This window comes from Streptomyces sp. NPDC025806 (assembly GCF_055558275.1).
Genome location: NZ_JBVHMU010000010.1, coordinates 198528 through 223934 on the forward strand (window position 1 = coordinate 198528; position 25407 = coordinate 223934).

28 protein-coding genes are annotated in these 25407 nt (G+C 72.7%); 15 read left to right on the plus strand and 13 right to left on the minus strand.

Annotated features, from left to right (window positions below):
* Window positions 1-2 precede the first annotated feature (2 nt).
* Both ACZ4E1_RS23775 and ACZ4E1_RS23780 read left to right on the plus strand, forming a co-directional pair.
* Complete coding sequence (locus tag ACZ4E1_RS23775; RefSeq protein WP_467542529.1) at window positions 3-1163, plus strand: sensor histidine kinase; 1161 nt, start codon at window positions 3-5, stop codon at window positions 1161-1163.
* Complete coding sequence (locus tag ACZ4E1_RS23780; protein ID WP_467542299.1) at window positions 1160-1786, plus strand: response regulator; 627 nt, start codon at window positions 1160-1162, stop codon at window positions 1784-1786. Before ACZ4E1_RS23775 ends, ACZ4E1_RS23780 begins: the two co-directional genes overlap by 4 nt.
* A gap of 7 nt (window positions 1787-1793) precedes the next feature.
* Here ACZ4E1_RS23780 and ACZ4E1_RS23785 read toward each other — a convergent pair whose 3' ends face one another.
* The 3 genes from ACZ4E1_RS23785 to ACZ4E1_RS23795 form a co-directional block, all read right to left on the minus strand.
* Window positions 1794-1991, minus strand: coding sequence for a hypothetical protein (locus ACZ4E1_RS23785; protein WP_467542301.1), 198 nt, complete (start codon window positions 1989-1991; stop codon window positions 1794-1796).
* A gap of 164 nt (window positions 1992-2155) precedes the next feature.
* Entirely contained in the window at window positions 2156-2977 is an 822-nt protein-coding gene (locus tag ACZ4E1_RS23790; RefSeq protein ID WP_467542303.1) for a transglutaminase family protein, read from the minus strand.
* On the minus strand, window positions 2974-3990 hold the full coding sequence (locus tag ACZ4E1_RS23795; protein ID WP_467542305.1) for a GNAT family N-acetyltransferase: 1017 nt from the start codon (window positions 3988-3990) through the stop codon (window positions 2974-2976). The genes ACZ4E1_RS23790 and ACZ4E1_RS23795 overlap by 4 nt, the downstream gene beginning before the upstream one ends.
* A gap of 140 nt (window positions 3991-4130) precedes the next feature.
* Between ACZ4E1_RS23795 and fdxA the strand changes: the two genes are divergently transcribed.
* Together fdxA and ACZ4E1_RS23805 are read left to right on the plus strand one after the other, a co-directional pair.
* Window positions 4131-4451 carry a ferredoxin gene (gene fdxA / locus ACZ4E1_RS23800; RefSeq protein WP_161301852.1) on the plus strand — a complete coding sequence of 107 codons (321 nt, stop codon included), beginning with the start codon at window positions 4131-4133 and terminating at the stop codon, window positions 4449-4451.
* Between the two features lie 131 nt (window positions 4452-4582).
* Complete coding sequence (locus ACZ4E1_RS23805) at window positions 4583-5677, plus strand: bifunctional succinyldiaminopimelate transaminase/glutamate-prephenate aminotransferase (protein WP_467542307.1); 1095 nt, start codon at window positions 4583-4585, stop codon at window positions 5675-5677.
* Between the two features lie 109 nt (window positions 5678-5786).
* Here ACZ4E1_RS23805 and ACZ4E1_RS23810 read toward each other — a convergent pair whose 3' ends face one another.
* On the minus strand, window positions 5787-6230 hold the full coding sequence (locus tag ACZ4E1_RS23810; RefSeq protein ID WP_467542309.1) for an ATP-binding protein: 444 nt from the start codon (window positions 6228-6230) through the stop codon (window positions 5787-5789).
* Window positions 6231-6594: 364 nt separating this feature from the next.
* Window positions 6595-7536 (minus strand): VldE C-terminal domain-containing protein, encoded by a 942-nt coding sequence (locus ACZ4E1_RS23815; protein ID WP_467542311.1) that lies wholly within the window; start codon window positions 7534-7536, stop codon window positions 6595-6597.
* Window positions 7537-7621: 85 nt separating this feature from the next.
* Here ACZ4E1_RS23815 and dapE point away from each other — a divergent pair, with 85 nt between their 5' ends.
* Both dapE and ACZ4E1_RS23825 read left to right on the plus strand, forming a co-directional pair.
* Window positions 7622-8704, plus strand: a complete 1083-nt coding sequence (dapE, locus tag ACZ4E1_RS23820; RefSeq protein ID WP_188337028.1) for a succinyl-diaminopimelate desuccinylase — start codon at window positions 7622-7624, stop codon at window positions 8702-8704.
* Window positions 8705-8807: 103 nt separating this feature from the next.
* Window positions 8808-9557, plus strand: coding sequence for an LOG family protein (locus tag ACZ4E1_RS23825; protein ID WP_188337027.1), 750 nt, complete (start codon window positions 8808-8810; stop codon window positions 9555-9557).
* 17 nt (window positions 9558-9574) lie between these two features.
* Here the strand turns inward: ACZ4E1_RS23825 and folP are convergent, their stop codons facing one another.
* Window positions 9575-10435, minus strand: coding sequence for a dihydropteroate synthase (folP, locus tag ACZ4E1_RS23830; protein WP_467542313.1), 861 nt, complete (start codon window positions 10433-10435; stop codon window positions 9575-9577).
* Between the two features lie 146 nt (window positions 10436-10581).
* Here folP and ACZ4E1_RS23835 point away from each other — a divergent pair, with 146 nt between their 5' ends.
* Entirely contained in the window at window positions 10582-10974 is a 393-nt protein-coding gene (locus ACZ4E1_RS23835) for a DivIVA domain-containing protein (RefSeq protein WP_467542315.1), read from the plus strand.
* On the plus strand, window positions 10971-11573 hold the full coding sequence (locus tag ACZ4E1_RS23840; protein ID WP_467542317.1) for a DNA-3-methyladenine glycosylase I: 603 nt from the start codon (window positions 10971-10973) through the stop codon (window positions 11571-11573). Before ACZ4E1_RS23835 ends, ACZ4E1_RS23840 begins: the two co-directional genes overlap by 4 nt.
* 7 nt (window positions 11574-11580) lie before the next feature.
* Here ACZ4E1_RS23840 and chcB read toward each other — a convergent pair whose 3' ends face one another.
* Window positions 11581-12384: a 2-cyclohexenylcarbonyl CoA isomerase gene (chcB, locus tag ACZ4E1_RS23845; RefSeq protein WP_467542319.1), complete on the minus strand. Its 804-nt coding sequence runs from the start codon at window positions 12382-12384 to the stop codon at window positions 11581-11583.
* Window positions 12385-12711: 327 nt separating this feature from the next.
* Between chcB and ACZ4E1_RS23850 the strand changes: the two genes are divergently transcribed.
* Window positions 12712-12879, plus strand: a complete 168-nt coding sequence (locus tag ACZ4E1_RS23850) for a DUF3117 domain-containing protein (RefSeq protein ID WP_003966491.1) — start codon at window positions 12712-12714, stop codon at window positions 12877-12879.
* A 472-nt stretch (window positions 12880-13351) separates the two neighbouring features.
* Here ACZ4E1_RS23850 and ACZ4E1_RS23855 read toward each other — a convergent pair whose 3' ends face one another.
* Window positions 13352-14050: an O-methyltransferase gene (locus ACZ4E1_RS23855; protein WP_467542531.1), complete on the minus strand. Its 699-nt coding sequence runs from the start codon at window positions 14048-14050 to the stop codon at window positions 13352-13354.
* A gap of 156 nt (window positions 14051-14206) precedes the next feature.
* Here ACZ4E1_RS23855 and sigE point away from each other — a divergent pair, with 156 nt between their 5' ends.
* From sigE to ACZ4E1_RS23880, 5 genes are all read left to right on the plus strand, one after another.
* Window positions 14207-14983 (plus strand): RNA polymerase sigma factor SigE, encoded by a 777-nt coding sequence (sigE, locus tag ACZ4E1_RS23860; RefSeq protein ID WP_399127938.1) that lies wholly within the window; start codon window positions 14207-14209, stop codon window positions 14981-14983.
* Entirely contained in the window at window positions 14980-15984 is a 1005-nt protein-coding gene (locus ACZ4E1_RS23865; protein ID WP_467542321.1) for an anti-sigma factor family protein, read from the plus strand. Before sigE ends, ACZ4E1_RS23865 begins: the two co-directional genes overlap by 4 nt.
* 92 nt (window positions 15985-16076) lie before the next feature.
* On the plus strand, window positions 16077-18194 hold the full coding sequence (locus ACZ4E1_RS23870; protein WP_467542323.1) for a S1C family serine protease: 2118 nt from the start codon (window positions 16077-16079) through the stop codon (window positions 18192-18194).
* Window positions 18195-18359: 165 nt separating this feature from the next.
* Window positions 18360-18827: a sec-independent translocase gene (locus tag ACZ4E1_RS23875; protein WP_467542325.1), complete on the plus strand. Its 468-nt coding sequence runs from the start codon at window positions 18360-18362 to the stop codon at window positions 18825-18827.
* A gap of 128 nt (window positions 18828-18955) precedes the next feature.
* Entirely contained in the window at window positions 18956-19612 is a 657-nt protein-coding gene (locus ACZ4E1_RS23880) for a hypothetical protein (RefSeq protein WP_467542327.1), read from the plus strand.
* 48 nt (window positions 19613-19660) lie between these two features.
* Here the strand turns inward: ACZ4E1_RS23880 and ACZ4E1_RS23885 are convergent, their stop codons facing one another.
* Genes ACZ4E1_RS23885 through ACZ4E1_RS23895 form a run of 3 tightly spaced genes read right to left on the minus strand, consistent with a single transcriptional unit; the run spans window position 19661 to window position 22678 of the window.
* A complete protein-coding gene (locus ACZ4E1_RS23885) occupies window positions 19661-20794 on the minus strand; it encodes an Mrp/NBP35 family ATP-binding protein (RefSeq protein WP_467542329.1) in 1134 nt (377 codons plus the stop codon).
* 44 nt (window positions 20795-20838) lie between these two features.
* On the minus strand, window positions 20839-21411 hold the full coding sequence (locus ACZ4E1_RS23890) for a DUF1003 domain-containing protein (RefSeq protein ID WP_467542331.1): 573 nt from the start codon (window positions 21409-21411) through the stop codon (window positions 20839-20841).
* Window positions 21392-22678 (minus strand): magnesium transporter MgtE N-terminal domain-containing protein, encoded by a 1287-nt coding sequence (locus ACZ4E1_RS23895; RefSeq protein ID WP_467542333.1) that lies wholly within the window; start codon window positions 22676-22678, stop codon window positions 21392-21394. The genes ACZ4E1_RS23890 and ACZ4E1_RS23895 overlap by 20 nt, the downstream gene beginning before the upstream one ends.
* Window positions 22679-22873: 195 nt before the next feature.
* On the opposite strand from ACZ4E1_RS23895, the gene ACZ4E1_RS23900 reads away from it, so the two are divergent.
* The gene (locus ACZ4E1_RS23900) at window positions 22874-23635 is read left to right on the plus strand and encodes a hypothetical protein (protein WP_467542335.1); all 762 of its coding nucleotides are present in this window, start codon (window positions 22874-22876) and stop codon (window positions 23633-23635) included.
* 12 nt (window positions 23636-23647) lie between these two features.
* Here ACZ4E1_RS23900 and ACZ4E1_RS23905 read toward each other — a convergent pair whose 3' ends face one another.
* The gene (locus tag ACZ4E1_RS23905; RefSeq protein WP_467542337.1) at window positions 23648-24163 is read right to left on the minus strand and encodes a hypothetical protein; all 516 of its coding nucleotides are present in this window, start codon (window positions 24161-24163) and stop codon (window positions 23648-23650) included.
* Between the two features lie 14 nt (window positions 24164-24177).
* Window positions 24178-25308: a magnesium and cobalt transport protein CorA gene (locus ACZ4E1_RS23910; RefSeq protein WP_467542339.1), complete on the minus strand. Its 1131-nt coding sequence runs from the start codon at window positions 25306-25308 to the stop codon at window positions 24178-24180.
* Window positions 25309-25407: the final 99 nt, after the last annotated feature.

Genomic DNA, 25407 nt, shown 5'->3' on the forward strand with positions numbered 1-25407 from the left:
ACATGGACGCGGTGAACGGGCGGCTCCCCAAGGTCGGGCAGCCGCCCGAGAACCGACGCGAGTTCTTCGTGAAGCTGCTCTGGATCGGCATGTGGCTGATCTTCATGAGCGCCCCGGTCTCCGACCTGCTCGACCACCACCACACCACCACCGGCACCGTCCTCGGCTGGACCGGCCTGATCCTGTTCACCCTCGCCTACGTGACCCTGGTCTTCCGGCACACCAACTGGCCGGTGATCGGCGCGATCGTGCCCGTCGCCCTGACCGTCCTGACGGTCGGCGCCGTGACCCTCTCCCTCACCCTGGGCGCACCCTGGCTCGTCCTGTTCGTCTACGTGGCCGTCGCCTGCGGGGCCGTCCTCCCGATCCGCGTCTCCCGCATCGCGATCCTCGTGACGACCGGACTCATGGTCGCCATCGCCGCATACCTGGACGACGGGCCCGAACTCGGCCTGGTCGTGCCCGCGCTGCTCGGCGGCTTCTCCATGACCGGCGTGCGCCAGCTCGTGCGGACCACCAGGGAGCTGCGCGAGGCCCGCGCGCGGGTCGCCCAGCTCGCCGCCAACGAGGAGCGGCTGCGGCTCGCCCGGGACCTGCACGACCTGCTCGGCCACTCCCTGTCGCTCATCACGCTCAAGAGCGAACTGGCCGGCCGCATGCTGCCCGACCACCCCGACAAGGCCGCCGACCAGGTCGCCGACATCGAGAAGGTCAGCCGGCAGGCCCTCGTCGACGTCCGCGAGGCCGTCACCGGCTACCGGCGCCGCCGGCTCGCCGCCGAACTCGCGGGCGCCCAGGCCGCGCTGACCGCCGCCGGCATCGCCGCAGAGGTCCCCGCCGCCGGCCCCGACCTCCCCGAGACCCAGGAGTCGGCGCTTGCCTGGACCCTGCGCGAGGCCGTCACCAACGTCGTACGGCACAGCGGCGCCCGGCGCTGCCTCGTCCACCTCGTCCGGCGCGAGACCCTCGCCGGGCCGGTCGTCGAACTGAGCGTCGAGGACGACGGAGCCGGACCCTCCGGCGCCCCGCCCGGCAACGGCCTCACCGGCCTCGCCGAACGCGTCGGGGCCGTCGGCGGCACCCTCGACACCGGCCCGGCGGAGGGGCGCGGCTTCCTGCTGGTGGCCCGGGTCCCCGCGGCCTCCGTAGGATCCGCCGCATGATCACGCGGAACGAGACGACGATCAGGGTGCTGCTCGCCGAGGACCAGTCGATGGTGCGCGAGGCCCTCGCGGCGCTGCTCGGCCTGGAGCCGGACATCGAGGTCGTCGTCCAGGTCGCCCGCGGCGATGAGGTCCTCGCGGCGGCCCGCGCGCACGCCGTGGACGTGGCGCTGCTCGACATCGAGATGCCCGGCTGCACCGGCATCGAGGCCGCCGCGCAACTCCACGCCGCCCTCCCGGACGTGAAGCTGGTCGTCCTGACGACCTTCGGCCGCCCCGGCTACCTGCGCAGCGCCATGGAGGCGGGCGCCGACGCGTTCCTCGTCAAGGACGCCCCCGCCGCCCAGCTCGCCGAGGCCGTCCGCACGGTCCTGCGCGGCGAACGCGTCATCGACCCGGTCCTGGCCGCGGCCGCCCTCGCCGAAGGCGCCAACCCCCTCACCGACCGCGAACGCGAGATCCTCCGCGAGGCCGCCGACGGCCGCACCAACGCGGAACTCGCCCACGCCCTGAACCTCTCCCAGGGCACGATCCGCAACTACCTCTCCACAGCCATCCAGAAGCTGGCGGTACGCAACAGGGCGGAGGCGGTAAGAGTGGCCAGGGAAAAGGGCTGGCTGTGAGCCGCGCCTAAGGGCGCCGATAGGCCTCTCGGGCCATGCCGCTGACGGGAGTCCGGGTGAACGTCACGAAGCAGGGGTGCTCAGGGTCTCCCGCCTCCATCAGCGCGAACAGGTCGACGTCGTGGCGGGCGAAGCGATGCAGGTACTGCAGGAAGAGCTCCAACTCGTCGTCGGACAGTGCTTCGTCACGCCGCTCGTCTCGCACAGCGGCAGCCTATGGCTGACAGCGGGAAATGCGCCCCGTCAGGGGCGCGGGGAACTGCGCGATCAGCCACGACGGCGCGATGGCCGGCGCTGCACCTCGGCCCCTACGGCGGTGCTGCGGCCGGAACGAGACGCGCACCCGGCGACGAGCCGCACCCCCGCAGCTCAGTTCATCATCGCTCGAGCCGCCCGCGCCTGCCCCTGCACCAGTTCCGCCGCCGCGTCGTCCACCGCTCCGAGTACCTCCGCGTACGCCTCCAGCTCGGCGGCCCCGGCGATGAACTCGCCGCGCCGCACCAGCAATTGAGCCCGCTCGTAGCGCAGCCGCGCCGGGTGCGAGGGGAGCAGGAGGGAGAGTTCGACCGCCCACAGGGACACGTCGGAGTGTTCGGGGCGCGCCGCCGCCCAGGCCCGCACGTTGTTGAGGATCCGCAGCACGATCTCCACCGGATCGGCGGGCCGCAGCATCGACCCCTCCAGCGGCGCCCCCGTCGCCCCGACGACAAGAAGCTCCGCGTCCGCCCCGCTCAGCACCCGCCCCGCCCCGAACGGATCCGCCAGCACCTGCTCCTCCGGGGCCCCGAACCCGACCACGAAGTGCCCGGGCAGCGCCACCCCGTACACCGGCGCCCCGGCCCGCCGCGCCACCTCCAGCCACACGACCGACAGCAGGATCGGCAGCCCGCGCCGCCGCCGCATCACCTCGTGCAGCAGCGAGGAGTCCAGCCGCTGGTAGTCGCCGGGCACGCCGTGGAAACCGAGCCGCGCCCCCAGCAGCTCGCCCAGCGCCAGCGCCCAGGACCGCGGCCCGCCCGGCCGGAACGGCAACTGCCCGGCCAGATCGTCCAGTTCGATCTGCACCGCGTCCATCCCGGCCTCGTCGAGCCCGGGATCCGCCTCCGCGGCGACCAGCAGGCACAGCAGCGCCAGATCGGGCCGTTCGGCCCGCGCCTCCTCGGCGAACCTGCGGCGCACCTCGCTGGTCATCGCCCGTCCGCCTCCGGCGCCCGGTAGTGGTGGTAGGCGTGGTGCGTAGCGAAGCCCAGCCCGTCGTAGAGCGCCCGCGCCCCCGCGTTCTCCGCCTCGACCTGCAACCACGCCGCCGACGCGCCCTCGTCGAGCGCCTGCCGGGCCAGCGCCGCCATCACCAGCGTCCCGAGCCCCTCCCGGCGCCGCTCCGGGGCCACCTCGACCGCCGCGAACCCGGCCCACCGCCCGTCGACCACGCACCGCCCGATCGCCGCCGGCACCCCGCCCTCGCCGGGCACCGTCGCGAACCACACGGAGGGCCCGGCGCCGAGCACCTTCAGCGCGACCTCGCTCGCGCCCTTGCGCTGGTAGCGGGCCAGCCACGCCTCGTGCGGCGCGCGGGTGAGCGTCACCCGGTCCCCGAGGCCGGCTGCGTCCACCGCGTCCCCGATCGGCGCCAGCGAGGCGATCCGCAGCTCCGCGCTGACCTCCCGCACCCAGCCCCGAGTCTCCAGCTCCGCGCAGAGCGACTCCTGCGTGCCGAGCGCCCCGGTGGCCGTCTGGGCGTAGGCGGGGAGATGGCGGGCCGCGTACCACGCCCGTACGAACGCGAGGGCCTCGTCGAGAGGGAGGCCGGGGTCGCCCAGGGGCAGCACCGAATTCGCCCTCCGCGTGAATCCCTCGGCGGCCCGCAGCTCCCAGTCGCCGAGCCGCTCGCTCTCCAGCGGCTGCCAGGCGCGCGAGGCGACCCGGGCGAGCTCCGGATACGTGGCGGCGGGGCCGCGGCGGCGGGCCGGTTCGGCGGGCACGACCTTGCCCGCGACCAGCGTCGACTCCTCGATGCGCACGCTCTCACCACCCCGTCGTGTGATGTGCAGCACACCATCGTCCCACGATGTGAGAACCCCGACGGTGTCGGTGAACTTCCGACCCGCGGGGCCGTCCTCCGTCACCCGTCGCACAGACACGCGTTTTCCCACGTCAGACGGGTTCAAGTGAACCTCGAGCCGTCCGCCCGCAGTGAATTCCACAGCTCGGTCCACCCCTCCTGTTCGGATCATGCCCAGGAACGGAGATACTAGGGGCGGGCATCGACGACGCCGCGCTCCCGCGCGCCAGGCGGCGGAGCCTGTGGAGGCCCGCCAGCGCCCTATCGAGGAGGAACGACAGCGTGACCTACGTCATCGCGCAGCCTTGTGTCGACGTCAAGGACAAGGCGTGCATCGAGGAGTGCCCGGTCGACTGCATCTACGAGGGCTCCCGGTCCTTGTACATCCACCCGGACGAATGCGTCGACTGTGGTGCCTGTGAGCCGGTCTGCCCGGTCGAGGCGATCTTCTACGAGGACGACACTCCGGAGGAGTGGAAGGACTACTACAAGGCGAACGTCGAGTTCTTCGACGAGCTCGGTTCGCCCGGTGGTGCCTCGAAGATGGGCCTGATCGAGAAGGACCACCCGTTCATCGCCGCACTGCCGCCGCAGAACGGCTGACGCCGGTCAGCGGTACGCATGCGCACGGCCCCGGTCCCGTACGGCTTCGTCAGCCGTACGGGACCGGGCTGTTTTCCGAACACAGTACTCACCGGTACTGAGTCCGTTCCGAGAGAGAAGTGAGCCGCCCGGTGTCCGCAGTCTCCGACCGCCTCCCCACGTTCCCCTGGGACAAGCTGGAGCCGTACAAGAAGACGGCCGCCGCGCACCCCGGCGGCATCGTCGACCTCTCCGTGGGCACCCCCGTGGACCCGGTGCCGGAGCTGATCCAGAAGGCGCTGGCCGGCGCCTCCGACTCGCCCGGCTACCCGACGGTGTGGGGCACGCCCGAACTGCGCGACGCGCTGGTCTCCTGGTGCGAGCGCCGCCTCGGCGCCCGCGACTTCACGCACCGCAACGTCCTGCCGGTCGTCGGCTCCAAGGAACTCGTGGCCTGGCTCCCCACCCAGCTGGGCCTCGGCCCGGGCGACAAGGTGGCCTACCCGCGCCTGGCCTACCCGACGTACGAGGTCGGCGCCCGCCTCGCCCGCGCCGACCACGTGGCGTACGACGACCCTACGGAGCTCGACCCCGAGGGCATCAAGCTCCTGTGGCTCAACTCCCCGTCGAACCCGACCGGCCGCGTCCTGTCCAAGGACGAGCTCATCCGGATCGTCGCCTGGGCCCGCGAGCACGGCATCCTCGTCTTCTCCGACGAGTGCTACATCGAGCTGGGCTGGGAGGCCGACCCCGTCTCGGTCCTGCACCCGGACGTCAACGGCGGCTCCTACGAGGGCCTGGTCACCGTCCACTCGCTGTCCAAGCGGTCCAACCTCGCGGGATACCGGGCGGCGTTCCTCGCCGGTGACGCGGCGGTCCTCGGCGAGCTCCTGGAGATCCGCAAGCACGGCGGCATGATGACCTCCGCGCCGACCCAGGCCGCCGTCGTGGCCGCCCTCGGCGACGACCAGCACGTCCGGGAGCAGCGCGCCCGCTACGCGGCCCGCCGCGAGCAGTTGCGCGCCGCCCTGGAGGCCCACGGCTTCCGCATCGAGCACAGCGAGGCCAGCCTCTACCTGTGGGCGACCCGCGGCGAGTCCTGCTGGGACACGGTCGCGCACCTCGCCGAGCTCGGCATCCTCGTCGCGCCCGGCGACTTCTACGGTCCGGCCGGCGAGCAGTTCGTGCGGGTGGCGCTGACGGCCACCGACGAGCGCGTCGCGGCGGCCGTCTCCCGACTGGCCTGACGCCGCCCGTCCCTTTCACGGGAACGCTGCGCGGGAACGGGGTGTGGGGAGCCGCCACAGGCGAACTCCCCACACCCCGTCACCGGTCTGGCCCCATGCGGGCCGGGCCTCAGCCGATCGGCAGACCGCCGGTCGGCAGCTGGCCGGTCGGCAGGCCGCCCTTGGTCACGGCGTCGGTCGGCAGACCGCCCTTGGTCGCCGAGCCGGCCGTGTCGCCGACGACGTCACCGGCGCTGCCCGCCAGGTCGCCCGCCGCCTTCTGCGCGGCCGGGGTGGCGGTCTTCGCGCTCTTGCCGACCGTCTTGCCCGCGGCGGGAACGGCCTTCTTCACGGCCTTGCCGCCGGTGCTGCCCGCGACGCCCGTGGCGTTCTGCGTGGCACCGTCCACCGTCTCACCCAGGTGCGCGCCGTCCAGCGCGGTCACGCCGCCCAGGTCGGTCGTGGCCGGGAGGGGCGCGGCGCTCGCGGCACCGGCCGCACCGACCACGGGCGCCGCTCCCGCCGCCACGAGCAGGGCGGCACGGGCGATCCGACGGGTCAGGGGGAGGGACATGATGCTCCTTCTACGGGAGAGGACTCTGGCCGTCCGGCCCGCCCTGCGGCGTGCTCGGACGCCGTGACAACCGCCCCAGGGCCCAGGAAGGTTGCGGGTCGGCGACATAAAGGGTTGGCAATGCGTCGCATTATCGGCTGGGGATGAAGTCGGGCATTAGCCGCTTGTCGTGTCCCGGCGAAAACCCTGTGCAGAACCCTTACGCCCCTTGCCCGCCCGGCCCTCCGGCGCGCACCCGCCACCCGATCGAGGAGTTTCGCCCGGCCGTTCGCCCCGAACCCTCGGCGCCCCTCCACCGGGTGAGCCTTCGCACGGCTGCCCGACGGCGATCAGGGGCGCCTCGACGGTCGGAGGAGCCCCGGCCTCACTGCCCGGTGACGATCCGGACCTCGCCCGCGCGGGACGTCGAACCGGCCGGAGCGGAGCCCTGGGCCTTCTCCTTCGCCGTCCGGCGCCACGCGCCGCCGTTGTCGCCCGCGGCCCACTCGCGGCCCGCGTAGGAGACCCGCTCGATGCGCAGGGCCGAGGAGTTGGCCACCGCCCACTGCGCCAGCTCCCAGCCGCGCTGGCGGTCGCCGCCCTCCGCCGCGTCCAGCACCGTCGCCACCGGCACCCGGACCGACCGCCGCTCGCGGTCCGCGACCGGCGCCAGGTCCTTGCCGAAGTCCCGCACCAGCGCCGCCTTCACGCGCGCGGGGTCGCCCGAGCGCACCGCCTCGGCGCCGCCCGGCCGCCCCTCACAGGTAAGCGAGGCCGCGGCCCGGCCGGTCAGCGCGGCGGCCAGGAGCGTCGCGTCCGGCTCGTGCTTGGCGTACGCCTGCGGATAGCCACTGCGCTGCACCCGCTGCGCGGCCACCGTCAGCGGCAGCCGCGAGTACCCGGGGATCTTCGCCAGATGCGTGTAGAAGCGGTCCGCCGCGTACCCCGGGTCCATGATCTGGGCGGCCGTGCCCCAGCCCTCCGAGGGCCGCTGCTGGAACAGGCCCAGGGAGTCCCGGTCCCCGTAGTCGATGTTCCGCAGCCCGGACTCCTGCAGGGCCGTCGCCAGCGCGATCGTGACAGCCCGCTCGGGCATCCCGCGCGAGGTACCGACGGCCGAGATCGTCGCCGCGTTCACCGCCTGCTCCGCCGTGAACTCGTAGCTCGCCCCGTCCCCGTTGGCCGACACCACCACGCACTTCGGCGTGGTCCGGCCACCGGTCGCGTACTGCACCGCCACATACGTCGCCACCGCGAGCAGCACGACGACGGCGGCGCCCAGCCGCAGGAGGCGGGCGCGCCGGAAGGGAACACGGGGCTCAGGCACGCGTCCAAGGTACTGGAGCCCTCCGACAGCCCCACGGGAGCCTGCCGTGGCGGGCCCCGGGAGCCTGCGAGATAGGCTCGGCGGCATGGACCGCACCGCGCTCGACCTCACCCAGGACGCCGCCCGCCTCACCGCCCAGCTGGTCGATTTCCCCTCGCCCAGCGGCAGCGAGAAAGAGCTCGCCGACGCCGTCGAGGCGGCCCTGCGCGCCCTGCCGCACCTCCAGGTCGACCGGTACGGGAACAACGTGGTGGCCCGCACGAACCTCGGCCGCGCCGAGCGCGTCATCCTCGCCGGCCACATCGACACGGTCCCGATCGCGGACAACGTGCCGTCCCGTCTCGACCCGGACGGCACCCTGTGGGGCTGCGGCACCAGCGACATGAAGTCCGGCGTCGCGGTCCAGCTGCGCATCGCGCAGACGGTCACCGAGCCCAACCGCGACCTCACGTTCGTCTTCTACGACAACGAAGAGGTGGCCGCACACCTCAACGGGCTGGGGCATGTGGCCGACGCCCACCCCGACTGGCTCGCCGGTGACTTCGCGATCCTCCTGGAGGGCACCGAGGGCCTCGTCGAGGGCGGCTGCCAGGGCACCCTGCGCGTCATCCTCAAGGTGAAGGGCGAGCGCGCCCACTCCGCGCGCGCGTGGATGGGCAAGAACGCGATCCACGCCGCCGCGCCCGTCCTGGAGAAGCTGGCCGCCTACGAGCCGCGCAAGCCGGTCGTGGACGGCCTGGAGTTCCACGAGGGCCTCAACGCGGTCCGCATCGAGGGCTACGTCGCCACCAACGTGATCCCCGACGCGTGCGCCGTCACGGTCAACTTCCGCTACGCGCCGGACCGCTCCATGGAGGAGGCCGAGCAGTTCGTCCGCGACTTCTTCGCCGACTGCCCGATCGAGGAGTTCGTCGTCGACGACCACACGGGCGGCGCCCGGCCCGGCCTCACCCACCCCGCCGCCGCCGCGTTCCTGGCCGCCGTCGGCGGTGAGCCGCGCCCCAAGTTCGGCTGGACCGACGTCTCCCGCTTCAGCGCCCTCGGCGTCCCCGCGGTCAACTACGGACCGGGCAACCCGATCTACGCCCACAAGATCGACGAGCGCGTCGACACGGCCCTCATCCTGGAGGCCGAGAAGGTGCTCGCCTCCTGGCTGACCGCTTCCTGACCGGACCTCGCCCCGATACGGCGTGGCCCCGCTCCTGTAACCCGCGTAGACCTACCCTTGCTCTACGTAAGGGCGTGTCCACCACGCAGGAAGGGAGCAGGCGATGAGCAACCCGGAGGGCAAGCGGCGTCCCAAGGAGCAGCTGACAGGGCCTGTGGTCCGCAGGCGCGACCAGGTGCAGCCGGGGACGAGCGACCAGCGTCTGCTCGACACGGAGGGCCCCTCGGGCTGGGTGCACACCGACCCCTGGCGGGTCCTGCGCATCCAGTCCGAGTTCATCGAAGGATTCGGCACCCTGGCCGAACTGCCGCCCGCGATCAGCGTCTTCGGTTCCGCGCGCACCCCCGAGGACTCGCCGGAGTACGCGTCGGGCGTGGCCATCGGCCGGGCCCTCGTCGAGGCCGGCTTCGCGGTCATCACGGGCGGCGGCCCCGGCGCCATGCAGGCGGCCAACCAGGGCGCCGTGGAGGCCAAGGGCATCTCGGTCGGCCTCGGCATCGAGCTGCCCTTCGAGCAGGGCCTCAACCAGTACGTCGATCTGGGCCTGAACTTCCGCTACTTCTTCGTCCGCAAGACGATGTTCGTGAAGTACGCGCAGGGCTTCGTGGTGCTGCCGGGCGGCCTCGGCACCCTGGACGAGCTCTTCGAGGCGCTCACCCTCGTGCAGACCACGAAGGTGACGCGCTTCCCGATCGTCCTGTTCGGCACGCAGTACTGGAGCGGCCTGGTCGACTGGCTGAAGAACACGGTGATCGCCCAGGGCAAGGCGGGCGAGGCCGACCTGCTCCTGTTCCACGTCACGGACGACGTGGAGGAGGCCATCACCCTGGTCACCAAGGAGACCGGGAAGTAGTCCGCCGCGGTCGAGGGTTACGCCAGTCCCCGGCGGGCGACCGCCGGGGGCCGGTGCCCCGCGATGGACGCCACCATGTCGAGCACCTGTCGGGTCTCCGCGACCTCGTGCACCCGGTAGACCTGCGCCCCCAGCCACGCCGACACCGCCGTGGTCGCCAGCGTGCCGATCACCCGCTCCTTGACCGGCCGGTCCAGGGTCTCGCCCACGAAGTCCTTGTTGGACAGCGAGACGAGCACCGGCCAGCCCGTCTCCACCATCTCCGGGAGCCGGCGGGTCGCCTCCAGCGAGTGCCGCGTGTTCTTCCCGAAGTCGTGCCCGGGGTCGATCAGCACCGACTCGCGCGGCACGCCCAGCGCGACGGCCCGCTCGGCGAGCCCCACCGTCACGTCCAGGATGTCCGCCATCACGTCCTCGTAACCGACCCGGTGCGGTCGCGTGCGCGGCTCCGCGCCGCCCGCGTGCGTGCACACGATCCCGACCCGGTGGCGCGCGGCGACCTCGGCCAGCTTCGGATCGACGCCGCCCCAGGCGTCGTTGAGCAGATCGGCACCGGCCTCGCACACGGCCTCGCCGACCTCTTGCCGCCAGGTGTCGACGCTGATGATCACGTCCGGGAAGCGCCGCCGCACCTCGGCCACGAAACCGACGGTCCGCCGCGCCTCCTCGTCGGCGTCGACCTCCTCGCCGGGACCCGCCTTCACCCCGCCGATGTCCACGATCTCGGCGCCGTCGGCGATCGCCTGCTCGACCCGGGCGAGCGCCGGCTCGTCGCGGAACGTGGCGCCCTGGTCGTAGAAGGAGTCGGGGGTCCGGTTCACGATCGCCATGATCACCGGCTCGTCGGCGGCGAACTCGCGCCTGCCCAGCCTGAGCATCCCTGTGACTCTCCTCTGGATCCCACTTGATCGGTCGCCTGCGACCTTAACTGTCGGTGCGGCATGGCACGATCGGACCCTGACGGTTTCGGGCCGGATCCACACCGGCCCGGCCGAGCCACCGGTCGAGCCAGGGGACCCCACGGATGCTCATGTTCTTGTTTCTGGTCGTCGCGCTGGTCGTGGTCGTCGGCGCGGTGACCCTCGCCGTCCTCGGCGGGGGCGACGGCGGCACACTGCGCGACGCGCCGTCCCAGTTCTACGCGGACCCGCTGCCGCAGGACCGCCCGGTGGCCCGCGCGGACGTCGAGGCGCTCCGCCTCCCGACGGCGGTGCGCGGCTACCGCATGGCGGAGGTCGACGACGCGCTGAACAGACTGGGCGCGGAGCTCGCCGAGCGCGACGCCCGCATCACCGAGCTGGAGTCGGCCCTCGCCGCCGCCCACACGCGGCCGGGACCGCAGGACGGGCACCCCGGGCACGGCGGGTTCGCGCCGCCCGGCGGATTCGGCACCGAGCCGGGGGAGGACCAGCGATGAGCACGCCCGTCACCGGCGCCGTCGCGGGCCCCGACGGCAAGCCGCGCTGCCCCTGGGCCGTGGCCTCCGAGGACTACATGGCGTACCACGACGAGGAGTGGGGCCGTGAGGTGCGCGGCGACGACGCGTTCTTCGAGCGGCTCACCCTGGAGGCCTTCCAGTCCGGCCTGTCCTGGATCACGATCCTGCGGCGCCGCGAGGGCTTCCGCGCCGCGTTCGCCGGCTTCAGGATCGCGGAGGTCGCCCGGTTCACGGACACCGACCGCGAGCGCCTGCTGGCCGACGCGGGCATCATCCGCAATCGCGCCAAGATCGACGCGACGCTGGCCAACGCGCGCGTGCTCGCGCAGTGGGAGGCGGGCGAGCTGGACCGCCTGATCCGGTCGCACGCCCCCGCCCGCCGCAAGGGTCCGGGACCCCGCTCCCTGAGCGAGGTCCCGGCGATCACCGACGAGTCGAAGGCCCTGGCCAAGGACCTGAAGAAGCGCGGCGTGCGCTTCGTCGGCCCCACCACGGCCTACGCGCTGATGCAGGCGTGCGGCCTGGTCGACGACCACCTCGCCGACTGCTGGGTCCGCACGAGCGCACCGCGCGCCTGAGCCCGGCTCAGCGCCCGACGTACTTCGCCTTCTCCTTGGCGACGAACGCCTGGACGCCGATGACGTGGTCCTCGGAGGCGCCGGCCCGCGCCTGGAGCTCGTCCTCCTTCTCCAGCGTCTCGTCGAGCGAGTGCCCCGCGCCGAACGCGAGGGACTCCTTCAGCGCGGCGAACGCGACCGTCGGGCCCTCGGCGAGCTTGCGGGCCACCTTCAGCGCCTGCTCGGCGAGCTCGGCGGCCGGCACGACCCGGTTCGCGATGCCCAGCTCGTACGCCTCCTGGGCCTTGAGGCTGCGCGGGAAGAGCAGCAGGTCGGCGGCGCGACCGGCGCCGATCAGCCGCGGCAGCGTCCACGAGATGCCCGAGTCGGCGGTCAGCGCGACACCGGCGAACGCCGTGGTGAACGACGCCGTGTCCGCCACGATCCGGTAGTCCGCGCACAGCGCGAACCCGAAACCGGCACCGGCCGCCACGCCGTTCACCGCCGCCACGACCGGCTTGGGCATCTGCGTCAGCGCCCGCACGATCGGGTTGTAGTGCTCGCGCACCGTGCTCATGGTGCGGCCCTCGCCGTTCTCGCGGTCCGCCGCCAGCGACGCGAGGTGCTCCTTGAGGTCCTGTCCGGTGCAGAACGCCCGGTCCCCGGACGCCGTCAGCAGCACCGCCCGCACCTGCGGGTCGGCCGCGGCCGCCTGCGCCGCGTCGCGGAGAGCGACCTTGGCCTCGGTGTTCATCGCGTTCATCGCCTCGGGGCGATTGATCGTGATCGTCGCGAGTCCGTCGCTCACCTCGTACAGCACGGTGTCCGCCATGGGACCCCTCCTCTGCGCCTATGCGATCGCTTAGTCTCCGTGCTCAGCATGACGGAGATCACGACGCTTGGAGCACCCCCGGTGTGTGACCTGCGTCAAACAAATCTGTCGCCCGGAGGCCGTGGAAGGCGCGAAGTATCGCAGCCACATCGCCGAATTGGGTGGTTTTGGTCAAGTGCGTTGCGCAAGCGATGCCGACTGATGTTGGTCATCGGGTGTCGCCATGCGGGATAATGGCCTGGAAGCAATGTGTTCGATGCCGGTGACGTGTGCCCGTTCAGAGGGCCGTCGGCTGACGATGAGCTGGTTTCAGGAAGGGGAACGAGCATGGCGGCCATGAAGCCGCGAACGGGTGACGGCCCGCTCGAGGTGACCAAGGAGGGGCGGGGCATCGTCATGCGCGTTCCGCTCGAAGGCGGCGGTCGGCTCGTGGTGGAGCTGACGCCCGACGAGGCCGACGCCCTCGGCGACGCCCTGAAGAAGGTCGTCGGCTGACGCGGAAGCGACCATACCTTTTCGACTGCCCCGGCACACACTCGGTGCCGGGGCAGTCGTGTGTCCCCCTTGCGTGGCGTGCCCGAGGCCCTGGTCAGCCCCACCGCGGGGCACGACCGGCACGCCCCTGGGGGTGCGTGAGGGGGTGCCCCTTCAGGGGCGCGGGGCTGTGCTCGATCAGCGGCTCCGCGGTGGGGCGCGACCGGCATGCCCGTGGGGGCGTGAGGGGTCACTTTCGGGGGCGTGGCGCGCTTCCTGTTCAACGGCTCGTGGTGGGGCGTGGCGCGGGGCTGTGCTCGATCAGTGGCTCCGTCGCGGGGTGCGGCCAATAGGCCCCTGGGGGCGCACGAAGTGTGCCCTTCAGGGGCGCGGGGAACTGCGCGACCAGCCACGACGCGAGCCGCACCCGCGAACCGGCAGGACCGCTACGGCGACACGGCGGAAACGAGCTCCGCCGAGCCCAACCCCCGATTCAGCGCTTGACGGCGCAGAGCAACCCGTCACCGACCGGCAGCAACGAGGACACCAGCTCCGAGGACTCCCGAACCGCGCGGAGCAACTCCCGCACTCGCACCACTTCCACCGGCTGCGGCCCCGAGTCCACGGTCCGCCCGTCCGAGAAGACCCCCTCGAAACAGACGAGCCCCCCTGGCCGCAGCAGGCGCAACGATTCAGCGAGGTACTCCAGGCTCTCCATCCGGTCCCCGTCGCAGAACACGAGGTCGTACCCGCTGTCGGCAAGCCGCGGCAGCACATCGAGCGCCCGCCCGGGGATGAACCGGGCCCGGTTGCTGGCGAAGCCGGCCGCCCGGAACGCCTGCCGGGCGAACTGCTGCTGCTCCGGTTCCGGATCCACGGTCGTGAGTACGCCGTCCGGCCGCATCCCGTGCAACAGATGGATTCCGGACACGCCCGTGCCCGTACCGATCTCGGCGACGGCCTTGGCCTCCACCGTGGCGGCGAGCATCCGCAGCGCCGCGCCCGCGCCTGGGGACACCGACCGCAGTCCCGCCTCGCGGGCGCGGTCGCGGGCCCAGCGGGTCGCGTCGTCCTCGGCGACAAAGGCGTCGGCGAACGCCCAGCTCGTCTGCCGGTTGCCGGTAATGGCCCTCTCCTGTCCCCGTGGTTGCCTGCGCGTGACTTTATCCGTTGGTGGCGGGAACTCGCAGATGGGACCGGGCGTTTGGAAGGGCAGGGGGAAAGAGTGGGGAGAAGCGGGGGACAGCACGTGGTCACAGCGACACATCCGGAGGCCGGATCGGCCCCCGCGGACCGAGTGGCAAATCTGAGTAAAAACGCTTATCCGGAGCTAACGGGCGAGGTGGCTATGGTAGGGGCTCCACTGGACACCACCAGAGCCGACAGGGGAGGTGCGGCTGCGCCTGTGGATCGGGGAGGAGTGCTTCGGCGCTTTCTCAGGTCGTCAGGTGAGCCGAAATCCGTGACCGACACCGCTGACCGAATCCGCACCGTCGACTCCGCGCAGCAGACCGCGACCTTTGCCGCTGATGCGGAATCCAAGGCGTGGACTCCGCCCACCTGGGAGGAGATCGTCAGCACGCACAGCGGCCGGGTCTACCGGCTCGCTTACCGCCTGACCGGCAATCAGCACGACGCCGAGGATCTCACTCAGGAGGTCTTCGTCCGAGTCTTCCGCTCGCTGTCGACGTACACGCCGGGCACCTTCGAGGGCTGGCTCCACCGCATCACGACGAACCTGTTCCTGGACATGGTCCGCCGCAAGCAGCGCATCCGCTTCGACTCCCTCGGGGACGACGCGGCCGAGCGCCTGCCCAGCCGCGACCCCTCGCCGCAGCAGGTCTTCAACGACGCGCACTTCGACGCCGACGTGCAGCAGGCCCTCGACACGCTCGCGCCCGAGTTCCGCGCCGCCGTCGTCCTGTGCGACATCGAGGGGCTGTCCTACGAGGAGATCGCCGCGACCCTGGGCGTGAAGCTCGGCACGGTCCGCTCCCGGATCCACCGAGGCCGCTCGCAGCTGCGCAAGGCGCTCAAGCACCGTTCGCCGGAGGCCCGCGCGGAGCGTCGTTCGCTCGCCGGCACGGGTGTCCCCGTCCTCGGTGGAGGGGGCGCGCCCGCGTGAGTGGATCACGTCTCAATCCTGCCGAGCGCCGGCAGACCGCGGCCGACGAGCATCTCGGGGACCGGCTGGCCGCCCTGGTCGACGGCGAGCTGAATCACGACGCCCGCGAGCGCGTCCTCGCGCACCTGGCCACCTGCCCGCGGTGCAAGACCGAGGCCGACGCCCAGCGCCGCCTCAAGAGCGTCTTCGCGCAGACCGCGCCGCCGCCGCCCTCCGAAAGTTTCCTCGCCCGCCTCCAGGGGTTGCCCGGGGGTGCTGACGGCGACTCCGGAAGCACCCCCTTCGGCGGCGGAGGATTCGGCTCGGGCCGACCCCTCGGCGCCGTCCGGGGATTCGGCCAGGGAGTCTTCGACGTAGACGCGGAGGCGTTCGCGTACGCCCCGTCCGGCGCGCACGCCGCCGTGTTCCCCAGCGAACAGCGCGGCTTCCGCATCCACGAGGTCGGGCGGCCCGACGCCGACCGGGCCTCGCGCGGGCGCCGGTTCGCCTTCGCCGCCGCCGGTGCGGTGTCGCTCGCCGCGCTCGCCCTCGGCGGGGTCACGGCCGGCACCCCGGCCGACACCGCGGACACCCGTGGCGGCTCCGGCAGCAATGTCACCCCGCTGCGCAGCCAGACCACGGGGGCGACTCCGGCGTCCGAGGCCCAGCGGCGGCGCTCCACGTCACCGCTGTCCTCCGGGCAGCGCGGTGGAGCACTCGCCGCACCGGTCTCGCCGATCGAAGCGGGCGCGCCGCTGCTCCCCGGCGGCGGCCACGGCAGCGCGGTGGTCCCGTACGCGGCGTCGCCGCTGCTGTCCGGCCCGACCCGTACGGCGCCTCTCATACGCCCCGCCGCACCCGTCCCCATGCTCTCCGTGGCCCTGCCCACCCACGCACCGACCCACGCACCGGCCCCCGGGCCGTCCGAGGTGGTGGAGGCGACGACGGGAACCCCGGCCGAACTGGCCGCGCTCCCCGCGTCGATGGGGCCCCGGTTGTCCCGCCCGTCCGCGACCCGCTGACAGCCCCCTGCGCCGGGGCCGCCGAACCTGGTTGAATCCACGGGAGCCCGCGGTGTGGTGCCGGGGGCCCGGTGTGGGGAGAACAGCGAGACATGGACGAGGGCAAGCCCACGAAGGCCAAGTGGTGGAGCCGCCCCCGACCGAGTACGGGGGACGCGGCGACCACGGACGACGGCGACTGGCACCTCCCGGCCCCGGCGAGCGCCTCCGGCGCCCCCGTCACGGCACCCGCCTCCGGTGAGCCCGTCGAGGAGTCACCCGAGCCCGGTACCGCCGGCCAGGGCGTACCTGCCGACGCGTGGCCCCCGCCGGTTGCCGAGGCCGCACCTACCCCGGCCGCCGCCCCGGCCGAGCCCATCGCTGGGGCACCCGACGCGGCACCCGCCTCCGGCGAGCCCGTCACGGAGTCACCCGAGCCCGGGGCCACCGATCGGGGCGTGCCGGCCGACGAGTGGCCCCCGCCGGTTGCCGAGGCCGCACCTACCCCGGCCGAGCCCGTCGCTGGGCCGCCCGCCTCCCACGTCGGCTCCGGCGAGCCCGTGGCCGAGTCGCCCGCTCCGGGCACCGTCAGCCAGGGCGCGCCCGCCGGCGAGTGGGCACCGCCCGTCGCACCCGGAGCCGCGTCCGCGGAGCCTCCCGTCGCCGAGGCTGACGCCTCCGGCGCTGAGTCCGTCCTGCCCGGTACCGGATCCGCGCCCCGCGCCGAGTCGCCGGTCCCCGCCGACGCGCCCCTCGCCGAGTCGCCCGTACCTGCCGACGCGCCCCGCCCGCTGCACGATCCGGACCCGTACAGCACGCCGCCCTACGGGGAGCCCGGGCCCTGGGCGCTCGCGCCGCCCGTGCAGCACCCGATGGCCACCCCGGCCCACGGAACCCCGAGCGACGCCGCCCACCCGCAGGCACCCCAGCCTCAGCCCCAGCCGCACCCGGCCCAGAACCAGCAGCCCCAGCCGCACCTGGCCCAGCCCCAGCAGCCCCACCCCCACCCCGCCCAGAATCAGCAGCCCCAGCCTGCCCCCGTGGTGCCCGTGCCGCCGGTGGGGCCCTGGCAGCAGCATGATCCGTGGGGTGGGCCCGCGGTGGCTGTCGCGGACGAGGAGAGGCGCCGGAAGCGGAAGGGGCGGCGCGTGCTGGTGATCGGGGCCGCGGTGATCGCGCTGGTGGCGGGCGGGATCGGCGGTGCCGTCGGCGCGTACCTGGAACGCACCGGTGGGACCGACATCGAACTGCCGCAGGCGGGCCCCGAGTCGGCGCACCGGGACCCCGGCAGCGTCGCGGGCATCGCCGCCACCGCGCTGCCCGGCGTCGTCACCATCCACACCAAGGGCGACACCGAGCAGGGCACCGGCACCGGGTTCGTCCTCGACCGGCAGGGCCACATCCTGACGAACAACCACGTGGTCCAACCTGCGGGCCCCGCCGGTGAGATATCGGTCACGTTCGCCGGAGGCGAGTCCGCCGATGCCGAGGTCGTCGGCCACGACAGCGGCTACGACCTGGCCGTCATCAGGGTGAAGGGCGTCAGCGGCCTCAAGCCCCTGCGCCTCGGCAACTCGGAGAACGTTCAGGTGGGCGACCCGGTCGTCGCCATCGGCGCCCCCTTCGACCTGGCCAACACGGTCACCTCGGGGATCATCAGCGCCAAGGAGCGCCCGATCACCGCCGGAGGCGACGGCTCCGACGTCAGCTACGTCGACGCGCTGCAGACCGACGCCCCGATAAACCCCGGCAACTCGGGCGGTCCGCTGGTCGACTCGCGGGCCCGCGTCATCGGCATCAACAGCGCCATCCGCGGCGCCGACGGCGGCTCCGAGCAGGAGGGCGCCCAGGCGGGTTCGATCGGCCTGGGCTTCGCGATCCCGATCAATCAGGCCAAGCGCGTGGCCGAGGAACTGATCAACACGGGCAAGGCCACCCATCCCGTGATCGGCGTCACCCTCGACATGGACTACGACGGCGACGGCGCCCGCGTCGGCACGAAGGGCAACGACGGCGGCCCGGCTGTCACCACGGGCGGCCCCGGCGCCAGGGCGGGCATCAAGTCGGGCGACGTGATCACCGAGGTGGACGGCACCCGCGTGCACTCCGGCGAGGAGCTGATCGTCAAGGTCCGCTCGCACCGCCCGAAGGACAAGCTGGACCTGACGGTCGAACGGGACGGGAAGCCGCGCAAGGTGACACTCGTCCTGGGCTCCGCCGACGGCGACTGACCCGCGACCGACCCGCGCTCGGGTGTTCCCGGTGATCCTGCTCGTCGCCCGGTGGCTACCGGACGGACAGGGTCGCCGGGTACCGTGGACCCGGTCCGTGCCGGACCCAGCCGAAGACCTGCTGCTGAAGACGACCGCGGGCCGAGGACACGCTAGGAGTGCAAGGTGTTCAACGACATTGGCCTACCGGAGGTCATGGCGCTGGTCGTGCTGGCCGTGCTGGTCTTCGGCCCCGACAAGCTGCCGCAGGTCATCCAGGACGTCGCGCGCACGATACGCAAGATCCGCGAGTTCTCGGACAGTGCGAAGCAGGACATCCGTGAGGAACTGGGCCCCGAGTTCAAGGACTTCGAGTTCGAGGACCTGAACCCCAAGACGTTCATCCGCAAGCAGTTGGACAGCGACGACCTGGGCCTCAAGGAGATCCGTAACGGCTTCGACCTGAAGAAGGAGATGGCCGAGGTCGGGGACTCCGTACGGACCGTGGCCGAGGTGGAGGACGGCAGCCCCGCGGGCACCGCCTCCGGCACCGCGGGCACCTCCGGCGCTCGCGTCGACATGCAGAAGCGGCCCGAGACCGAGCGCCGTCCGGGCGCCGGTGATCCGCCCCCGTTCGACTCCGACGCGACCTGAACCACCCCGCCTGCAACCGGGCCCGAGGGACCCGGTGTGGCATCCTGCCTTGTTGTTGCGCGGACCGGACGTGAGAACGCCCGTGGGGGGCGGGCCGCCGGTCCGTACGAGAACGAGGAGGCGGCCGCATGGAGACGACGAGTCGGGTGGGCGCGCAGGCGCCGGCCGGCGAGGGGACCGAGCAGGTTCCCGCGGCCCGGCGCACGGTCGACGGCTACCTTGAGGCGCCGTTCCCCTGGTACGGCCTCGACGAGGCCTTCACCGGACCGCGCTGGCTGATGCAGGTCGGCACCTCGGCGGACGGTTCCGTCGAGCACGGCTCGATCGGGCACGGTGACGAGCCGTCGGTGCGCAGTGAGGGCACGCAGGACACGGAGCGGTTCGCGGTCGTGGTGACCGTCGCCGCCAACCCCGTACGGCGCAGCCCCGACGGCACGGGCGTCCTGGACGCCACCTCGGTGTCCTCGGCGGCCTGGCTCGCCGGCGTCGGGCTGCTCTCCTACACCTGGCCCGGCCAGATGGACCACACCCTGCGCGACGACTGGCTGGACCAGCAGACCGAGACGGCCTGGGTGCTCGCCGACGATCTGGACTCCGAGGACTGGGCGACGCTCACGCTGCCCGTCGACGGGGTGCCCACGCCGTTCCACTACCGCGAGTCCGAGTTCGGCTGGGTGCTCGCCGGGTCCACACAGGCGGGCGTCCACCTCGGCGCGTACGGACGCGGCATGAGCGCGTACGGGCTGGGCTTCTCGGCGGTCAAGGACATCGCCGAGCTGGGCTGAGGCCCGTGCTCCGGCCGCACCCGTGGAGGACGCGGCCGGAGGGGGAACTCAGAACTTGTTGCGCGGGGTGATGCCCAGCGACAGGCCCGACAGGCCGCGCTGGCGGCCCCCGAGCTTGCCGGCGATGGCCCGCAGCGCGGAACCGGCCGGGGACTCCGGGTCGGACAGCACGACGGGCTTGCCCTCGTCGCCGCCCTCGCGCAGCCGCACGTCGATCGGGATGGAGCCGAGCACCGGCACGTTCGCGCCCGTCGTCCTCGTCAGGCCCTCGGCGACCAGCTGGCCGCCGCCCGTGCCGAACACGTCGACCATCTCGCCGCAGTGCGGGCAGGGCAGCCCCGACATGTTCTCGACGACACCCACGATCTTCTGGTGCGTCTGGACCGCGATGGAACCGGCCCGCTCGGCGACCTCGGCCGCCGCCTGCTGAGGCGTCGTCACCACGAGGATCTCCGCGTTCGGCACCAGCTGCGCGACCGAGATCGCGATGTCACCGGTGCCCGGCGGCAGGTCGAGGAGCAGCACGTCCAGGTCGCCCCAGAACACGTCCGCGAGGAACTGCTGGAGCGCGCGGTGCAGCATCGGGCCGCGCCACACCACCGGCGCGTTGCCCGGGGTGAACATGCCGATCGAGATGACCTTCACCCCGTTCGCCGACGGCGGCATGATCATGTTCTCGACCTGGGTGGGCTTGCCGTCGGCGCCGAGCATGCGCGGGACGGAGTGGCCGTAGATGTCCGCGTCGACGACGCCGACCTTCAGGCCGTCGGCGGCCATCGCCGCCGCCAGGTTCACGGTCACGGAGGACTTGCCGACGCCGCCCTTGCCGGAGGCGACCGCGTAGACACGGGTCAGCGAGCCGGGCTTGGCGAAGGGCACCTCGCGCTCGGCGGTGCCGCCGCGCAGCGCCGCCGCCAGCTCCTTGCGCTGCTCGTCGCTCATCACGTCGAGGGTGACGTCGACCCGGGTCACGCCGTCGACGCGGGCGACCGCGTCCCGCACGTTGTTCTCGATCGTGGAGCGCATCGGGCAGCCCGACACGGTCAGGTACACGGTGACCGCGACGACTCCGTCCGCGCCGATGTCCACCGATTTGACCATCCCCAGTTCGGTGATGGGGCGCTGGATCTCGGGGTCGTTCACTGTCGCGAGTGCCTCGCGCACCGCGTCTTCCGTAGCCATACGGTCGATAGTACGGCGCGGTAACCGGGGCACGGAAAGCCCCGTCAGCGGTCGTCTACGTCACGTCCGCGTTCGTGCTCGCCCGGGAATGCCGCGCTGTGCCGCTGCTCCTCCAGCTCCTTGAGGAGGTCCTGCAGCTCGGAGCGGATCCAGTCGCGGGTGGCGACCTCGCCCAGGCCGATCCGCAGCGAGGCCATCTCACGGCTCAGATACTCGGTGTCGGCGATCGAGCGCTCGTTCTGTTTGCGGTCCTGTTCGAGGTTGACGCGGTCGCGGTCGTCCTGCCGGTTCTGCGCGAGCAGGATCAGCGGGGCCGCGTACGAGGCCTGCAGCGACAGCATCAGCGTCAGGAAGATGAACGGGTACTGGTCGAAGCGCAGATCCCGGGGCGCCGCGATGTTCCACGCGACCCACGCGATGATCAGGACCGTCATCCAGACGATGAACCGTCCGGTGCCCAGGAAGCGGGCGATGCGCTCGGACAGCCGCCCGAAGGCCTCCGGGTCGTACTCCGGCAGCAGCTTGCGCCGGGGCGGGCGCGGCTGGTCGAGCCGGATGCGCGGGCGCCGCGTCTCCCCGGTCCGCTCGCGCTCCCGCTCACGCTCCTCCGTCGCCATGGTTCACCTCCCCCGCAAGGTGGAACTCCTGCTCACGCCAGTCGTCGGGGAGCATGTGGTCCAGTACGTCGTCCACGGTGACCGCGCCGAGCAGCGACCCGCCCTCGTCGACGACGGGCGCCGCCACCATGTCGTACGTGGCGAAGAACCCGGCGATCTCCGGCAGCTGCGCGTCCGGGGCGAGCGCCTGGAGGTCGTCGTCCAGGACCGCGCTGACCAGCGTGTACGGAGGGTCGCGCAGCAGACGCTGGAAGTGGATCGTGCCGAGGTACTTGCCGGTGGGGGTCTCGTCCGGCGGCCGGCAGACGTAGACCTGCGCGGCGAGCGCGGGGGACAGGTCCGGATTGCGGACGCGCGCGAGGGCGTCGGCGACCGTCGCGTCGGGGCGCAGCACGATCGGCTCGGTCGTCATCAGACCGCCCGCCGTCCGCTCCTCGTACGCCATCAGACGCCGCACGTCGGCCGCGTCGCTCGGCTGCATCAGGGCCAGGAGGCGCTCCTTGTCCTCCTCGGGCAGCTCGCTGAGCAGGTCCGCGGCGTCGTCCGGGTCCATCTCCTCCAGGACGTCGGCGGCGCGCTCCTCTTTGAGCTTGCCGAGGATCTCGATCTGGTCGTCCTCGGGGAGCTCTTCGAGAACGTCGGCGAGCCGCTCGTTCGTCAGCGCGGCGGCGACCTCGGCGCGGCGCTTCGCGGACAGGTGGTGCAGCACGTTCGCCAGGTCGGCCGGGCGCAGCTGCTCGAACGTGGCGAGCAGGTTCTCCGCGCCCTGCCCGTGCTCCTCCAGGGAGAAGCCGTCGACGGCGGACCAGTCGACGGTGAGCGTCTCGCCCTTGTTCCGCCGGAAGGCGCCGGCCTTGCCCTTGCGGACGAAGACCCGGTCGATCTCCCAGTCGCGGCGCGCGGGCAGCTGCTGGATGGCCACGTCCAGGACGGTGACGTCCTCGCCGGTCTCCACCAGGCGCACCACCCGGTCGAGCATCTCGCCGAGCACCAGCCGCTCGGTGGGCCGCTGCTCGAAGCGCCGCACGTTGAGCACGCCCGTCGTGATGACCTGGCCCGACTCGATGCCGGTGACCCGGGTCATGGGCAGGAAGATGCGCCGGCGCGTGGACAGTTCGACGACGAGCCCGAGCAGCCGGGGCGGCCGGCGGCTCACCCGGAGCATCGCCACGAGGTCGCGCACCCGGCCGACCTGGTCGCCGTTCGGATCGAAGACGGCGACGCCGGCCAGGTGCGAGACGAAGATGCGGGGAGCGCCTGCGGCCATGTCACCCCGCCTCCCTTTCGTTCCTGCCTGTGCGTACATACGAGCAATCTGGTGATCAGGCTAGCCCGAGCCGGTCGACGGCGCCTTTGCGCCGCCCGGGGTCAGGGCCTGGGGGAGTCCTCGCAGATGACACCGGTACGCTGCCGTCCTGCCCACCGCCGCACCCCCCTTGCCCCACGAGAGGTGGTCCCGCCCGTGACCGCACACCCCCTGGCCCGTCGCCACCGCCGCCGGCTCCTGCTGGCCGGACTGCTCACCGCGGGGCTCGTGGCCGGGCTGACCGCGTGCGGCGGCGAGGAGCAGGATCCGGACGCGGGGACCAACGGGGTCGGGAAACTCTCGGCGAAGAAGATCCAGAGCCGTACGCTCAAGGCCGCCCAGGGCGCGGACACCGTGCACGTCTCCGGCTCGGTGGTCGTCGGCGGACGGACCTACAAGCTCGACATGCGGCTCAAGGACGACGGCGGCACCGGGTCCGTGACCACGAAGGACGGCACGTTCCAGTTGCTGCGGGTGGGCGAGCACCTGTTCCTCAAGGCGAGCGCCGCCTTCTGGACCCACTCCGACGAGGGCAAGAACGCGCACGGCGGGGACACGGCGGCGGCGAAGCTCGACGGCAAGTACGTGAAGGTGCCCCCGGGCGACCCCGCGTACAAGCAGCTGAGCACCTTCACGGACAAGGAGGTGCTGCTCGACGGGCTGCTCACCCTGCACGGCACCCTCGCCAAGGGCGACCGGGGCGCCGCCGACGGGGTCCGCACCATCGAGCTGAGCGGCGACAAGGGCGCGGGCGGCACCCTCGACGTCTCCCTGGAGGGCACGGCGTACCCGCTGCGCCTGGAGCGGGCCGGCGGCGCGGGCTCGCTCAAGCTGACCGACTGGGGCAAGGGCTTCCGGCTCAGCGAGCCGGACGACGCCGACACCGTGGACTACGGCCAGGCGCTGCCGTCCTCCTGAGAGCCGCGGCGGTCAGCGCCGCTTGCGGCGGGCCAGCAGCTTCGGCAGGCCCGCCGGGGCCGGGTTCCGCGTCGTCGCCGGGGTCGGTACGGGCGGCGCGGCGAGCGAGCCGTCGCGGACCGGGACGGGCGCGCCGCCGGCCGGCTCCAGGCGCAGCACCCGGCACTCGCGGGCCCAGCGCTCGGTCATCGTCTCGGCGTCCGGCGCGTTCAGCCGCTTGCCCTTCAGCTCGCCGACGGCCGCCTCCCAGGCGTCCGTGCCCGGGGCGAGCGGGACGACCGTCGCCCGCCAGCCGACGAGCCGGCCGCCCTTGTCCTTGCTGCGGACCGTGACGACGGCCGCGGAGCCGTCGTCGAGGCCCGGCAGCGGCTGCTCGCCGGGGCCGTCGCCGACCACCAGCGCCGCGCCCTCGTGCCACACGTGCCACAGGGCACGCTCGGTCCCCGAGGCACCCCGGACCCAGATGAGCCCGGACTTCTTCGTGGCCTCCTCGACGAGGGCGGCATCGAGCAGTTCAGCAGTCGTCATGCCCAGAAGCCTAGCTACAGCCAGCCGTTGCGCTTCAAGGTGCGGTGGATGCCGAAGCACATGCCGCCGATGAGCGCGAGCACCATCGGATAGCCGAACCGCCAGTGCAGCTCCGGCATGTGGTCGAAGTTCATTCCGTAGACCCCGCACACCATCGTCGGCACGGCGATGATGGCCGCCCACGAGGTGATCTTGCGCATGTCCTCGTTCTGCGCGACGGAGGCCTGCGCGAGGTTGGCCTGGAGGATCGAGTTGAGCAGCTCGTCGAAGCCGATGACCTGTTCCTGGACGCGCTCCAGGTGGTCGGCGACGTCACGGAAGTACTTCTGGATGTCGGGGTCGATGAGCCGCATCGGCCGCTCGCTGAGCAGTGCGAGCGGGCGGCGCAGCGGTGCCACGGCCCGCTTGAACTCCAGGACCTCGCGCTTGAGCTGGTAGATGCGGCCCGCGTCGGTGCCGCGCGGCGCGCCCTTGCCGGTCTGCGAGAAGACGTCGGTCTCGACCTCGTCGATGTCGTCCTGCATCGCGTCGGCCACCGCGAGGTAGCCGTCGACGACGTGGTCGGCGATGGCGTGCAGGACGGCGCTCGGGCCCTTGGACAGCAGCTCCGGGTCGTCCTGGAGGCGGTGGCGCAGGGCGCGCAGCGAGCCCTGGCCGCCGTGCCGGACGGTGATGAAGAAGTCCCGTCCGGTGAAGCACATGACCTCGCCGGTCTCCACGATCTCGCTGGTCGCGGTGAGTTCGGCGTGCTCGACGTAGTGGATGGTCTTGAAGACGGCGAACAGGGTGTCGTCGTAGCGCTCCAGCTTGGGCCGCTGGTGGGCGTGCACGGCGTCCTCGACGGCGAGCGGGTGCAGCCCGAACTCGGCGGCGATCCCGGCGAACTCGGCCTCGGTCGGCTCGTGCAGGCCGATCCAGGCGAAGCCGCCGTCACGGCGCACCCGGCGGCGGGCCTCGCTCGGGGTGAGGCACTCGCCGGACTCGACGCGCGCGCCGTCCCGGTAGACGGCGCAGTCGACCACGGCCGTGACGGCCGACGGGTCGCGCGTCGGGTCGTACGAGGAGCGCGCCTCGTTCCCGTACGGGGCCACGCTCTTGCGCAGCGAGGGACGGACGGCGGCGCGCAGGTCGCGAATCATCGACATGGGCAGGCTCCTTCGCGAAAGGGAGCCGCTGCGGCTACGGGTGGAACCACCCGGAATGAGGACGTCCTGGCCGACGGACATGCTGCACGTCCACAAAGC